Source organism: Clostridium sp. CTA-6 (assembly GCF_054768115.1).
Window position 1 is genome coordinate 17,549 of sequence record NZ_BAAAAU010000009.1, and the last position, 13,812, is coordinate 31,360.

The following is a 13,812-nucleotide window of genomic DNA, read 5'->3' on the forward strand; positions in this document are numbered from 1 at the left end:
AATTTTAATATATTATTCATACATAATAGTTTTATTTTTATGAATTACTATAGATATATATACTGAAATAGTAACCATTATAATCTCAAATAATATTATCCATAAAAACTCATTTTGAATGATATTGATTTGTCTATAAAAATCTTTTTTAGATATAGATATATTTAAAATCCCTACTATTTTTTGAATAATTACAGGTAAAAGAATTATAAGCATATAGATATATCTATTAAAAAGATTTAGTTTATTAGATCCTAATTTGAAATATAATGGATAGTATACACTATAATATATAGAAACTAAAGTAGTTGCAAAAACAAAATCACCTATAGAACATATATTTCCTATAAGTCTTCCCTTTAGAATAATTGAAAATACCACAGTTGTCAAAATACATATCACCCAATTTATTACATTTATACTAATTACAAATAAATATTTCTCTAAAACTATATTATTTTTTTCAATAGGTAAACTATATATAAACATATTACTCTTATTTTTACTTATAGCTTGTTCTACATAGTTTATTAATATATAAGAAGTCATAGCTATGACATAAATATATATATAATGTTGCTCTCCACTCATATTACACTCTAACCCTAAAAAAACCAAAGACATTATCATAGGTATGGAAACTAAAAAAATTTTTCTACATAACATTAAATCATTAATTATTAAATTAATAATATTCTTCATATTACATGCTCTCTTTCTTTTCATATATTGTTATGGATAAAGCAGAAGATATAACAAATAAAATTATGCTTATTAGTGTGATTATTAAAACAAATTTTTCATATACATTATTACTAATATTATAAGTTGTTCTATAATTATTCAAATGATTATTATCATATATACCATATATCACTGAAAAAACACAAAAATATATAAAAGTATTTAAAAGTCTTCCTTTTCTATAATCAAGTTTAAAATATATAGGTAATTGTATTGCCATAGAAGTAAATATAACACTTAAGCTAGAAAAAATAGTGCTAATTTGTGGAGATTCAATTATATCTTTAAAATTTAGTGCATAAACTATAAAATTAGTTATATACAGTAATATTAAAGATATTATAAAGTATACTATTATAGAAGTATACTTAGCTAAAACCACCTCTTTTTTCTTAACTGGAAGAGACTTTAACATACAATCTTCCTTTGCTCCTTCTCCATAATAAAATGAGATTGAAATAAGCATAGACACTATTAAATAAATACTAAGTATACATATACCTTGTTTATCTGTTTTATCAAAAATAAATATATAAAGTGCCAAAAGGGCTAAAATTTTTATTATATAGGACTTAGTAATAATTAAATCCTTTTTTATTAAATTTAGCATTTATTCCTACCCCCTTACTGTATAAACCATAATATCCTCCAAACTTGGTTTTTCTATTATAAGTTCTCCCTTTCTAGTTATTTCTTTTATAATATTAGCTGAAGTAGTTAACCCCTCAAAACCAAAAGAATTTTTATTTATACCTACAAAATATTTTTTTGTTTCTTCATTTAAAAAATCTAATCCACCTTTTACTAGATCATACTTTTCCATGATTTCATCCTTGTTTTCTGAAAACACTATTTTCCCTTTATTTATAAAAGTTATATAATCTGCTATTTTTTCCAAATCTGTAGTTATATGTGTAGAAAAAAATACACTTTTATTTTCATCCTGGATTAAATCATATAGTATATCTAAAATTTCTCTTCTAAATACAGGGTCTAATCCTGCTGTAGGCTCATCCATTATTATAAGTTCCGCGTTATGGGAAAGAGCTAGAGCTAATGAAAATTTCATTTTCATACCCTTAGATAGATTTTTTATTTTTTTCTTAGGATCTAAATCAAAAGTTTTCAAATATTTACTAAAAGTTTTATCACTCCACCCTTTATAAAAAGGAGCTATTATTTTTTTCATAGTTTCTATATTTACATGGTCATAAAAATAATTTTCATCATATACAAAGCCTATTTTTTCTTTTACTTCTTTTTCCCCCTTTACATTATCCATACCAAATATTTTTATATCTCCAGAATCCTTTTTTATTAAATTCATAATTAATTTTATAGTAGTACTTTTGCCTGCCCCATTAGGCCCTATGAATCCCATAATATATCCTCTATCCAACTGAAAATTTATATTTTCCAATGAAAAATCCTTATACTCTTTTTTTAAATTTCTTACTTCTAATATTTTATTCATATATTATATCCTCCTTTTTCATACGGATATTTACCCTATTTATATCATTTATACATAACACTCTATGTAAGAAACAAACTCTAAATCAGCAGTCTATGTAAATCACTTACTTTAAATCATAGATTTAGATTTCTGGATTAAACTTTGAGTTATCTATTTTTCTATAAAAGGGACTCTAAGCGCTGATAAGTACATAGGTAAGTATTTTATTGAAAATATAATATTTTAAGTATTTCTAAAATTTCCTCATAAGATATGTCCAATAATTTACTTTCCTCTATAACTTCATTTAATTTTTCTTCTATAATTTTTATTTTCTTTTCTCTTAAAAGCTCCTTATTTTGAGCAGCTACAAAAGTTCCTTTTCCTTTTACCGTTTCTACGAAGCCTTCCTTTTCAAGCTCTTCATAAGCTCGTTTTGTAGTTATAACACTTACCCCAACTTCTTTGGCTAAATTCCTTATAGATGGAAGTATCTCCCCTTCTTTTAATTCTCCTTGTATTATAGCGGCTTTTATTTGGCAAAGGATTTGTTCGTATATAGGCTGCTCTGAAGCATTAGATATTAATATCTTCATTCATAAACACCTTACCTTATATCGTATATACTGTATATATATAATATATACAGTATATGTTTTTTTGTCAACCTTTACTTATAAATAATATAATAAAATTTTTATTTATCACTTTACTTTGTTAAGTTATTATGTTATACTTTTTAAAAATAAATAATCTAATTCATTGATAAGGAAGAGTAACTAAGAGGAATATTTAAAGAGAGTTAAGGATGGTGTAATCTTAACAATAGGAGTTTTAGTGAATGGGCCTTGGAGAAATAAAGCGAAATCTTTTACAGAAAGTAGTATTTATCGGAAGCCTACCGTTAAAAGGGATAGGGTATGTTAGTACCTGAATTTGAGATATGTTTAAATTACTATTATTTAAACATAAATTAGGTGGCACCGCGAAATATAATCTTCGTCCTAATAAATATTAGGATAGAGGATTTTTTTATTTGTCAAAATTAATTTATAACAGAATAAATACTTTTATTTGATAATTCAAGTAATTTTTTAACTATAGTATAAAAAATGAAAATACTAACTATAACCATAAATTTGTGAAATAGTAGTTAAAGAAACTGTTTTATGGGTTTTTATAATCAAACTTCATAAGAAATATTAAAAGGAGGTGTAACTATGGCTTGAACTGAAGAATGTGATTGGCAATGGAATTTATATTTTAAAACAAATTATTTTTTATATTCGAAAGGGGATATTATTATGAATTTAAAGAAAATGATAATCTGTTCACTACTTTTAGCCATAGGCTTATTATTACATCAAATTTCACCTCCACTACTATTTGGAATGAAACCAGATTTTTTATTAGCTATGATGTTTATAGCCCTAATAATTGCAAAGGATTATAAAACTACATTAGTAATTGGTCTTCTATCAGGAATTTTAACAGCAGCTACTACAACTTTTCCTGCAGGACAAATTCCTAATCTAATAGATAAAATAGTTACTACAAATATATTATTCCTATTAGTTAAATTCACAGATGGTAAAGTTAAAAATCAAGCAAGAATGATTATATTATCAATCACAGGAACCTTTATAAGTGGTTTTGTTTTCTTAGGTTCTGCTTTATTATTAGTTTCTCTACCAGCTCCATTTATGACTTTAGTTTTAACTGTTGTGTTACCTGCTTGTGTAATAAATACAATTGCTACAGTAATACTTTATAATGCAATAAGTGCAGCTCTTAAAAGATCTTCAATAACATTTTAGGGAATTACCACTTAAAGTAAGTTTACCTACAGTCTATTAAAAAGGAATATATGTCTATAAAGGCAACTTAATTCGCTAAGATATTCTAAATTTGTTTTTTATAAAATATATTGAAAAAAATGATAACTCGCTGACCGCTCAAACAATCAGTTTTTTCTAATATATTTTCAAAAAACAAATAAGAATATCTAAGCTTTTTCGAATACCTTTTACGCCATATATCCAAATTTTTAATATACTGAAGCTAGTATAACTTTTTAAAGATAATTTTCTGTAAGTCAAGAAAGGTACAATATAAATAAGTATCAGAACTTACCTCATTCTCTAATTACCTATTGTTTTATAATTTGTATATTAATTTATATTTTGGTTTGACAAGGTAATTTTGAGATGTTATATTAATAATAAAGTTATATAAAGTATCCTTCAGGGTTGGGTGAAATTCCCTATCGGCGGTATAGCCCGCGAGCCATAAGGCAGATTCGGTTAAATTCCGAAGCCGACAGTATAGTCTGGATGAAAGAAGGTAAATACAATTATGCGTATTTTTTTATTATGTATATTTATTGTGTTTTCAACTCCCCTTAAGGCTACTTAAGGGGAGTTTTTATGTGTTATTTAGAAAAAAGTATAAAAATAATATACGTATAATAAAGAACTGAGGTGCTTTATATAAATTTTTTCACAATATGGAGGAATTTTAAATGAATGAATCACTATTAACTCAGTTTGGCAATTCTTTAAACCGTGTAGAAAAAGCATTAGATAATCTAAAAAATGGCAAGGGAGTACTTCTTGTTGACGATGAAAATCGTGAAAATGAAGGAGATCTTATTTTTCCTGCTGAAACTATTACAGTACCTCAAATGGCTATGCTAATAAGAGAATGTAGCGGTATTGTTTGTCTTTGCTTAACAGATGAAAAAGTAAAAAAATTAGGTTTAACTCAAATGGTACCTAATAATACCTGTAAGTACGAAACCGCATTCACTATCTCAATTGAAGCTAAAGAAGGCGTAACTACAGGTGTTTCCGCTACAGATAGAGTTACTACAATTCTTACTGCAATAAAAGATGACTGCAAGCCTGAAAACTTATGTCATCCTGGTCATGTTTTCCCACTTCGTGCCCGTACAGGAGGTGTATTAACTAGACCTGGCCATACAGAAGGCACCGTTGATCTAATGCATTTAGCAGGATATAAACCTGCAGGAATTTTGTGCGAACTTACAAATCCTGATGGAACTATGGCTCGCCTACCACAAATAATTGATTTTGCTAAGAAACATAATTTAACCGTTCTTTCCATTGAGGATATTATAAAATATAAGGAAATTGTGACTTAACAACTTTTAAAGAGTTATTCTAGCTTCCCGTAGTTTAAAAAATAGGGATATGTGGTGTAAAAGGCATTTGAACAAAATTAGAGATTCTTAGTTGTTTTTGCAAAATATATGTATGTTCCAAATTATTGTCTGAGCGTTCAGCGAGTTATGATTTGGAACCATATATTTTAAGAAAAAACAAATTAGAATCTCTTATTGAAGTGAGTTGCCTTTCTAACCACATATCCCTTTTTTAAACCAAGGGTAGTATAACTTCCTTTTAAGTCGTAATTTCTTTATTTTATTCTTCCGTCTGTACTTATTATTACTTCATTAAATGGTACTATAGTTTCTGATTTTAACATAGCCTGTTTAACTGCATTTACTATGCCGCCACAACAAGGTACTTCCATTCTTACTACAGTTATACTTTTTATGTTGTTGTTTTTTAATATTTCTGCTATTTTTTCTTTATAGTATTCATTATCATCTAGTTTTGGACATCCTATTAACGTTATACGGTCTTTTATAAATTTTTTATGAAAATTACCATAAGCATATGCTGTACAGTCCCCTGCTATTAATAAATTTGCATCTTGTAGATATGGAGCTTTTGTATTGACTAATTTTATTTGTACAGGCCATTGTTGTAATTCTGAATCCATATCCATTTTCTCATCACTTTTTTTGGTTTTTTCTTTTATATTTAAGTTAACATTTTTTACTGGTCTCTTAATAGCTTTTGCCATAGTTCCTGGACATCCACAGGGCATTTTTTCTTTATTTTCTTCTGCTGACTTTTTCATAGCCATTCTTTTTTCTACTAATTCTTCATTATATTCTGCAGCTTCTCTTTCCACTATCTTTATAGCTCCTGTTGGACATTCTGGAAGACAATCTCCTAACCCATCACAATATTCATCACTAACTAAAACTGCTTTGCCATCTATTAGCTCTATAGCTCCTTCATGACAAGCTGTTACACATAATCCACATCCATTACATTTTTCTTTATCTATATTAACTATCTTTCTAATCATTTTTATATTCCTCCTGTTGATTTTATATATTTATTATAGTACTATTATGTAAATAATTCTGTAACTAATGTTACCACCATAAAATTTACGGAGGTTCGTTTATGAATAATATTTTTTGTGTTTTAAGTAAATGTATATTGTTTAAAGATTTTGAGGAAAAATGCATAGAAAAAATTCTTAAGAATATAAATTATAAAGTAAAAGATTATAAGAAAGATGAAATAATCGCTATAGAAGGTGATGCCTGCTCTACTATAGGTATTATATTAGATGGGAGCATGGAAATACAAAAATTATTTTCTTCTGGAAAGACTGTTACTATTACAACCTTAGTCACTGGAGATATTTTTGGTGAAGTTATTGTATTTTCTTCTATGAATAAATATCCTTCTACTATACTATCTAACTCTAATAGTAAGGTTATGTTTATATCTAAGGAAGATATCATTAAACTTTGTGGTTTAGACTCTTTAATTTTAAATAACTTAATGGGACTTCTATCTAATAAAATATTAATGTTAAATAAAAAAGTAAAAAATTTATCTTATGAAACTATTCGTCAAAAAATTTCTAGTTTTTTATTGGATCAATATAGAACTCAAAATAGTTTGACTTTAAAATTAAATATGTCCAGACAGGCTTTAGCTGAAACCTTCGGTATACCCAGGCCTTCTCTATCAAGGGAACTTATTAATATGAAAAATGATAAGTTAATAGATGTTGAGAAAAATATAATAACTATAAAAGACTTAGACGCCTTAGAAGAAATTTTATATTAAATTTAATAACAATTACCAACTGTAATATTAATAAATCACTCTATAAACTATCCTCACAGTAAATATTTCTTTAAAAAAAGCGTCTATTAGAATAATAATCTCTTCAACTTATACTATTTCAACAAAAGTTTAAAATAATTAGTACTTTTTTTGATACTATGAATAAATTAATATTGTAATGACTTTTTATGAGGTGTATTTTTATGGCATATTCCGATAGGGAATTATTAGCTAGAATTATAAAATGTGAAGCTGGTGGTGAAGGGCAAAATGGAATGCAAGCCGTAGCTACTGTAGTTATGAATAGAGTTAGAGTGCCTTATGGTGAATATCACAGAATTGGTCAAGGTAATTTAAGAAATGTTATTTATCAACCTGGCCAATTTGATTGTGTGAGAGATGTATTAAGAGGAATTCCTAACCCCCAAACTATTTGGGCTACTCCACCAGAGCAAGTACACTATGATATAGCCGACTGGGCATTATCTGGTAATAGACTATATAATATAGGATATTCTCTTTGGTATTTTAATCCTTTTAGGCCAAGTTGCCCTTATACTTTTCCAGCAAATGGTACTGGTTCTTTCCAAGTAAGAGTTGTTCAGCATTGTTTTTATAATCCCACTGAGTTATATGCACAAACTTAATAAATAAATTAGGAGGAATTTTATGTTTATTGATGATTATTCTTATTTAGAAAATAATCCTGGTGATGAAAATATGAATATGAGGCCTATGCCTTACATGACTTGGGGTAATTCTCCAATGTATAATCCATATATGCCTAATATGGCTTCTTCTATGGATAACATAAATTATAATGATATGAATAGATGCAACAATAACATAGCTAATAAAAATGAAGATTATATGTATACTGATGCTGCATCACCTGTGGTCACTAATGAACCTCAATCTGCACCTGCACCTGCACCTGCACCAGCACCTAGCCCTAATGCTCAATTTATGCCTTCTATACAAGATGATATCTTATATAATCAAGGCTTTTTAAAAACTCAAATAGGTAAAAGAGTAAAAATAGATTTTTTAATAGGTACTAATATGTTCATAGACAAAGAAGGTACCCTAGTAGGTGTTGGAATAAGCTATGTTTTAATAGATGAAGTAGACACTAATCATTTGATTATGGCTGATATGTACTCTATAAAATTTGTAACAATATTTGATTAAATAATCTCTTATACAATAAGTTCATTTTAAATTAATATTTTTTAGATTTGATTTAAAATGAACAATCCAAGAATATAAAAGCTATGAAAAATAGGGTTAATACCTTAATTTCATAGCTTTTTCATCTAAAATAAAATTTATAGTTTGTAAAATATCATAAACTTAACCTTTATATATCTCCTTTTAATAGATAACATCTAAATAAATTCTTCACTTGATAATTATGAAAAATTTATTATAAACTAAAAACTACAGTTAAAAGCATTTTAAATCTTTCTGTAGCTAATAATGCATGTGGTACATTAGCTGGCATTACTATAGTTTCTCCTTTTTTAACATTAAACTTTTCTTCTCCTATAGTTATTTCTGCTTCACCATCTAAAATATAAACCATAGCATCTCCTGAAGCTGAATGAGAACTTATTTCTTCACCCTTATCAAAAGCAAATAAAGTTACGCTTAGTGGCTTCCCTTGTGCCAAAGTTCTACTTACTACTGTACCATCTTCATAATTTACTAAAGATTCCATCTCTATGGGTCTTGCAAAATCTATATTTTTTATTAATGGTTTTTTTGTCATGTAATAACTCCTCCTTCAAATCTCTCCTATAGCATGAACTAAAGGGATTACATTTTCTATATTTATATAATAATATTTTTCAATTAAAAATTCCGTAACTAATGTTACTTATTAATTAGTTTATTCTTCAACTAGACCACTTTCTTTAAACTTTCTCATAAAGTTCCTGTTTATTTTTTCTAGTTTTTTCTTTAATAATAAGGCTAATAGTATTGATAGAGTAAAATAAATTAGCAATACTACTATATCTCTTAAAAGTATACCTTCTATAACTCCTCCCACCGCTTCTCTCATACCTGATACAGCATAAGTAAAAGGTAATAATGGATTTATCCTTTGAAAAAATCCTGGAGTAACTTCTATAGGGAAAGTTCCTCCTGAAGCAGATATTTGAAGCACCAGAAGTATTACTCCTAAAGCTTTTCCTACATTACCAAACACAGATACTAATGTATATATTATCATAGAAAATATTATGCTTATAAATATTGAAAATAAAATAAATATTGGTTTATTTGATACATATACTTTTAATAAATATATGTCCCCTAAACTAACTATTAAAGCTTGAAATATAGCTATAGTCATAAATGTAAGATATCTACCAAAGTATTTTTCATATACTTTTAGTTTTTTTGCTCCTTTTATATCTTTTACATCTACTGAAAGTATAGAAACTAAAATTAATGCTCCTACCCAAAGGGATAAAGTTGTAAAAAAGGGAGCCATGGCTGATCCATAATTAGGAATAGGATAAATTCTATTTTCTTTTATTTCTACAGGGTTGGATATAAAATCACTTTCTATTTTTGCATTATTTTTCATTAATTTTATTATTTCATTTAATCTTTCATCATCATCTAAAGTTTTAAGCTTATTTGATACTTCTCCTATAGATTTTTCTATAGATGGTAAATTAGATTTAAGAATTTTTATGCCTTTTATACCTTTTTCTGCTCCAGTATATCCTTTATCTAATAGCTCAGTTGCCTCTGGTAAATTTTCATTAGCATTCTTTAACAGTTGTATAGCATTATCTGCTACAACTATTAAATCATTAAGAACGTTATTTATAGCTGGTACTATTTTAGGATTAAAATCCTCTATAATCTGTTTTAGTATAGAATCTATACCATTGGCTTTATTTTTTAGCCTATTTAGTACTTCTACAGATACTTTTTCGCCTCTATCTATGGAAGATACTACAGTATTTATATTTTCTATTTTATTATTTACCCTTTCCTTCATATCTTTAATTCTATTTTCAAAATCGTTCAGTATAATATTTTTTTTATCTTTATTTATAATATCAACTAATTCCAATGTACTATTTAAAATTTCTTTTACATTAGTTAACTTATCCTTTGATGCTACTAAATCCTCTTTAGCTTGCTGAGAATTTTTTTCTATTACTCCTACACCTTCCCCTATTAAAACTTCTGCTGTATTATTTATTTTTTTAGCTATAATTAAATCCTGTTTTATATAGGGTGCTACATTATTTATTCCTTCTTTAGATTTTGATAAAAATAATTTTGTTTTATCCCCTGCACTTAAAGCCTTATTTATAGTATCCTTTATTAGAGGAATATCCTTATTTATTTTTTCTATAAATTCCTCTAAGGTTATAGCACCTTTTTCTAGATTATCTATAGAAGCGTTTATTTCAGGTATCTTATCATTAACATAAAAAATCATATTCATTAAATCTTTAAGTTTTGGTTTTCCCTTTTCTAACTCTATTCCCAACTTATTAAATATTTCAAATATAATACCATTTACTGTTTTTACAAAGGTTTTTGTAACCTCATTTTGTACTGTTGTAACGCCTTTACTTGTTATCTTAGGTGCCACTGCATTGCTCTTTTCGTTTACAGAATAAATTAAGGTAGGTTTTTCTTGTTTGTCTCTCGTTATAGATAAAATTTTATAAGAAAAGTCTTCTGGTATCATTACACTGGCATAATACTTTCCATACTTTACTCCTTTTTCAGCTTCTTTTTCATCAACAAATTTCCATCCAATATTTTTATTTATTTTTAGTTTATTTACAAGCTCTTCTCCTACATTAATGCTTTGGCCCTTAAAAACAGCAGCTTTATCTTTATTTACTACGGCTACAGATATTGACTTTGTATTAGCGTATGGATCCCAAGAAGACTTTATATTAAACCAGGCATATAAGGAAGGTAATATCATAAGCCCTAACACTACAACTATAGCTACCCAATTTGTTATTATATTTTGTAGATCTCTTCTATAAATCTTAAAAATATTCTTCACAAAATACCCCCTTTTTACCTTTTACCGAAAAGTATATTACAATAAAAATCTCTCTTATAAAGCTTAGTATTTCTATATTTACAACTTTAAATACCTAATTTTCGAATATATTTTATCTCATGATTTTTATTAATATAAACTTACTATTTCTAAGCAAAACAATAAGGCCTAAAATTTAATGACATTATTCATGCTATTAAAACTTTAAACCTAAACCTATTTAATATTTTTATTTTAACTAATACATATATATTTATTCATAATAAATATGTATTAAAATCTTCACCCTTTAAATATTTAACTAAATTTTAATTTGGAAATTTTATAGTTTTAATTTTGAAATAATACGGTAAGCTCTATCAGGATAATTAGTAATGATGCTAGTTATTTTATTTTTTATTAAGCTTTCCATATTAGTTTCATCATTTATTGTATAAGGGTTTACTTCCAAATTATTAATGTAACATTTATCTATAAATTCCTTTGTAAGAGTAATATAATTAGGATAAAGTGCTTCTACTTTTATAGATCTAGCATATTCCCAGGGCTCATACAAAGACGCTTCATAAAGCATCCCTGTTTTAATATTTGAATTTATTTCTTTAACTCTCACTAAAGAATAATGATCAAAAGAGGATATTATCACTCTATCTAACATTTTATATTTTTCTATCATATCTATAACTTTTTCTTCTATATTAGGATAAACTCTATAACCTGCTTTTATTTCTATGTTTAAGTAAATCTCTGTATTTTTTATTAGACTTAAAAGTTCTTCTAAAGTAGGTATTTTTTCACCTTTATATTCATTACTAAACCAAGAGCCTGCATCTAACTTTTTTAATTCATCTAATGAAAAATCTTTTACTTCACCTTTTCCATCTGTAGTTCTATCCACTCTTTCATCATGGATAATTACAATATATCCATCCTTAGATAAATGAACATCTAACTCTATTCCATCTGCATTCATTTCTATAGCTTTTTTAAAAGCAGCCATAGTATTCTCTGGAACATAAGCACTGGCCCCTCTATGGGCTAGAATTTTAGTATATTTCATATTTTTTCTCCTATCTAATAAAATTTTATTAGTATAATTTATATGCATTACTTAATGAAAAATTCTCTATAGGAGTTTTCATTCCTTCTAAAAATAAAAAAATTATATATAAAAAGTTGAAAAATCTAAAATAATATTATAATAAATTTTCAGTATTATACCTACAACTTAATTTAGCACTAAAAAAACAAAAGCTATGAATTTTGAAATACAATATCAAAATTCATAGCTTTTCAATTTTATTTTACTCTGATACATTTACCATCGCTTGGATAGGTATCTCTGTAAATTTTACCACTAAGGTCTACATAATATTGACTCACTGCATAGCTTCCATCACCTTTACCATATACGCCTTCAAACACATAGACTTTTTTATTCTTAAGTTCCTGTGGGAATGCCTTATAAGGTGTAGTTATGTGAGAGTATGGGACTGTCTGAATCCCTAAATAATTTAGAGTAACATCAGAAGGCTTAACAGATTCCACTAAAGCTCTAGCTTTACTTTCACTTATATAATTATTCTTGGAACTAGATTCTTCTTTAGACTTACTTGTTCTTTCCTTATGTTTATTATTTACCTTATGTTTATTATTTACTTTAGATTGATTATATTCATTATCCTTCTTTTCTTTTAAAGTCTTTATTTCTTGTTGTTTTTTTAGTTTTTCTTCATTGTTCTTCTTTTCCTCTATTTTAGTTTTTATATTATTTCTTATATCCAATGCTTTTTCATTATCCTTATCATATTTTAAAACTATATCTAAATATTTATTAGAACTATCATAATTTTCTTTCCTAAATTCTTCATTAGCTAAGTCTATTAGTTCATTTACACAACCATCTATTTTATCTTTTGCTAAAATGTATACTTTACCCCTATTTTCATCTATAGAACTTAATTTTTCTAAAGCTTCTTCATATTTTTTATTTTCTAATAGATTTACAGCCTCATTATACACTTTTTGACTATGTTTAAGATCCTCTGCTTCTTTTATTTTTTTATCTATTTCTTTATCTTCTTTATAGTTTAATGATTCCTTAAAGCTATCTATAGCTTTTTCATATTCTCCTTTTTCCATATAATTATTAGCTGTTGCTAGAACTCTATTATAAGCTTCAACTTTATTATATCTGTACAACCCTAAACTTATTAATAATGCAATTACAATCGTGATTAAAATAATAGCCTTTTTGTTCTTTAATTTATTCACTTGAATTCTCTCCTCTTACATGTATTTTGTTTTAGCATATTATATTAATATAAATATTACTTACACTTTTAATATATTCTTTTAAAATTTATAGTTTACAAATTCATCCATAGATTTATCTATTATCTTTTTCACATATATTACATTTAATCTTTATAATAAAATTTATTTTTTATTTATAGAAATTATATGATTTTAGACTATGTTCTGAATTATCCATTAAAATTTAATTTGAATTGTATATTAATTATATATAGGCCACTCTATTGTAATTTCTTATATTAACTGAAGTAAATAATTACCAAATATTAACTTAGCATTGC

14 protein-coding genes, 1 riboswitch and 1 other annotated feature are annotated in these 13,812 nt (G+C 26.3%); of the genes, 5 read left to right on the plus strand and 9 right to left on the minus strand.

What is annotated here, in order from left to right:
- Positions 1-12 precede the first annotated feature (12 nt).
- From ACYUDJ_RS14375 to ACYUDJ_RS14390, 4 genes are all read right to left on the minus strand, one after another.
- Positions 13-702, minus strand: coding sequence for an ABC-2 transporter permease (locus ACYUDJ_RS14375; protein ID WP_042384420.1), 690 nt, complete (start codon positions 700-702; stop codon positions 13-15).
- A gap of 1 nt (position 703) precedes the next feature.
- Positions 704-1,354: an ABC-2 transporter permease gene (locus ACYUDJ_RS14380; RefSeq protein WP_003484025.1), complete on the minus strand. Its 651-nt coding sequence runs from the start codon at positions 1,352-1,354 to the stop codon at positions 704-706.
- A 6-nt stretch (positions 1,355-1,360) separates the two neighbouring features.
- A complete protein-coding gene (locus ACYUDJ_RS14385; protein ID WP_003484024.1) occupies positions 1,361-2,218 on the minus strand; it encodes an ABC transporter ATP-binding protein in 858 nt (285 codons plus the stop codon).
- A gap of 206 nt (positions 2,219-2,424) precedes the next feature.
- Entirely contained in the window at positions 2,425-2,796 is a 372-nt protein-coding gene (locus ACYUDJ_RS14390; RefSeq protein WP_003484022.1) for a GntR family transcriptional regulator, read from the minus strand.
- A 157-nt stretch (positions 2,797-2,953) separates the two neighbouring features.
- Positions 2,954-3,210: a binding site (T-box leader), on the plus strand.
- 294 nt (positions 3,211-3,504) lie between these two features.
- On the opposite strand from ACYUDJ_RS14390, the gene ACYUDJ_RS14395 reads away from it, so the two are divergent.
- Together ACYUDJ_RS14395 and ribB are read left to right on the plus strand one after the other, a co-directional pair.
- Entirely contained in the window at positions 3,505-4,017 is a 513-nt protein-coding gene (locus ACYUDJ_RS14395) for a tryptophan transporter (RefSeq protein ID WP_003484020.1), read from the plus strand.
- Positions 4,018-4,435: 418 nt separating this feature from the next.
- Positions 4,436-4,549: riboswitch (FMN riboswitch) on the plus strand.
- A gap of 172 nt (positions 4,550-4,721) precedes the next feature.
- Positions 4,722-5,363, plus strand: a complete 642-nt coding sequence (ribB, locus tag ACYUDJ_RS14400) for a 3,4-dihydroxy-2-butanone-4-phosphate synthase (protein ID WP_003484018.1) — start codon at positions 4,722-4,724, stop codon at positions 5,361-5,363.
- Between the two features lie 275 nt (positions 5,364-5,638).
- Here the strand turns inward: ribB and ACYUDJ_RS14405 are convergent, their stop codons facing one another.
- On the minus strand, positions 5,639-6,382 hold the full coding sequence (locus tag ACYUDJ_RS14405; RefSeq protein ID WP_003484016.1) for an ATP-binding protein: 744 nt from the start codon (positions 6,380-6,382) through the stop codon (positions 5,639-5,641).
- A 101-nt stretch (positions 6,383-6,483) separates the two neighbouring features.
- Between ACYUDJ_RS14405 and ACYUDJ_RS14410 the strand changes: the two genes are divergently transcribed.
- From ACYUDJ_RS14410 to ACYUDJ_RS14420, 3 genes are all read left to right on the plus strand, one after another.
- The gene (locus ACYUDJ_RS14410) at positions 6,484-7,161 is read left to right on the plus strand and encodes a Crp/Fnr family transcriptional regulator (protein ID WP_003484014.1); all 678 of its coding nucleotides are present in this window, start codon (positions 6,484-6,486) and stop codon (positions 7,159-7,161) included.
- Between the two features lie 203 nt (positions 7,162-7,364).
- Entirely contained in the window at positions 7,365-7,808 is a 444-nt protein-coding gene (locus ACYUDJ_RS14415) for a cell wall hydrolase (protein ID WP_003484012.1), read from the plus strand.
- 22 nt (positions 7,809-7,830) lie between these two features.
- Positions 7,831-8,352: a hypothetical protein gene (locus tag ACYUDJ_RS14420; RefSeq protein ID WP_043032238.1), complete on the plus strand. Its 522-nt coding sequence runs from the start codon at positions 7,831-7,833 to the stop codon at positions 8,350-8,352.
- A 235-nt stretch (positions 8,353-8,587) separates the two neighbouring features.
- Here ACYUDJ_RS14420 and ACYUDJ_RS14425 read toward each other — a convergent pair whose 3' ends face one another.
- The 4 genes from ACYUDJ_RS14425 to ACYUDJ_RS14440 form a co-directional block, all read right to left on the minus strand.
- Positions 8,588-8,932: a cupin domain-containing protein gene (locus ACYUDJ_RS14425; protein WP_003484009.1), complete on the minus strand. Its 345-nt coding sequence runs from the start codon at positions 8,930-8,932 to the stop codon at positions 8,588-8,590.
- A 120-nt stretch (positions 8,933-9,052) separates the two neighbouring features.
- On the minus strand, positions 9,053-11,215 hold the full coding sequence (locus ACYUDJ_RS14430; RefSeq protein ID WP_003484007.1) for a YhgE/Pip domain-containing protein: 2,163 nt from the start codon (positions 11,213-11,215) through the stop codon (positions 9,053-9,055).
- Between the two features lie 322 nt (positions 11,216-11,537).
- Positions 11,538-12,275: a glycerophosphodiester phosphodiesterase gene (locus ACYUDJ_RS14435; RefSeq protein WP_460289653.1), complete on the minus strand. Its 738-nt coding sequence runs from the start codon at positions 12,273-12,275 to the stop codon at positions 11,538-11,540.
- A 239-nt stretch (positions 12,276-12,514) separates the two neighbouring features.
- Positions 12,515-13,489: a tetratricopeptide repeat protein gene (locus ACYUDJ_RS14440; protein WP_003484003.1), complete on the minus strand. Its 975-nt coding sequence runs from the start codon at positions 13,487-13,489 to the stop codon at positions 12,515-12,517.
- Positions 13,490-13,812: the final 323 nt, after the last annotated feature.

Excerpts from the sequence above, each read along its gene's own strand:
- ACYUDJ_RS14395 (WP_003484020.1), top strand. The coding sequence starts at position 3,505 with ATGAATTTAAAGAAAATGATAATCTGTTCACTACTTTTAGCCATAGGC.
- ACYUDJ_RS14420 (WP_043032238.1), top strand. The coding sequence starts at position 7,831 with ATGTTTATTGATGATTATTCTTATTTAGAAAATAATCCTGGTGATGAA.
- ribB (WP_003484018.1), top strand. The coding sequence starts at position 4,722 with ATGAATGAATCACTATTAACTCAGTTTGGCAATTCTTTAAACCGTGTA.
- ACYUDJ_RS14410 (WP_003484014.1), top strand. The coding sequence starts at position 6,484 with ATGAATAATATTTTTTGTGTTTTAAGTAAATGTATATTGTTTAAAGAT.
- ACYUDJ_RS14405 (WP_003484016.1), bottom strand. The coding sequence starts at position 6,382 with ATGATTAGAAAGATAGTTAATATAGATAAAGAAAAATGTAATGGATGT.
- ACYUDJ_RS14435 (WP_460289653.1), bottom strand. The coding sequence starts at position 12,275 with ATGAAATATACTAAAATTCTAGCCCATAGAGGGGCCAGTGCTTATGTT.
- ACYUDJ_RS14380 (WP_003484025.1), bottom strand. The coding sequence starts at position 1,354 with ATGCTAAATTTAATAAAAAAGGATTTAATTATTACTAAGTCCTATATA.
- ACYUDJ_RS14425 (WP_003484009.1), bottom strand. The coding sequence starts at position 8,932 with ATGACAAAAAAACCATTAATAAAAAATATAGATTTTGCAAGACCCATA.
- ACYUDJ_RS14375 (WP_042384420.1), bottom strand. The coding sequence starts at position 702 with ATGAAGAATATTATTAATTTAATAATTAATGATTTAATGTTATGTAGA.
- ACYUDJ_RS14385 (WP_003484024.1), bottom strand. The coding sequence starts at position 2,218 with ATGAATAAAATATTAGAAGTAAGAAATTTAAAAAAAGAGTATAAGGAT.
- ACYUDJ_RS14415 (WP_003484012.1), top strand. The coding sequence starts at position 7,365 with ATGGCATATTCCGATAGGGAATTATTAGCTAGAATTATAAAATGTGAA.
- ACYUDJ_RS14390 (WP_003484022.1), bottom strand. The coding sequence starts at position 2,796 with ATGAAGATATTAATATCTAATGCTTCAGAGCAGCCTATATACGAACAA.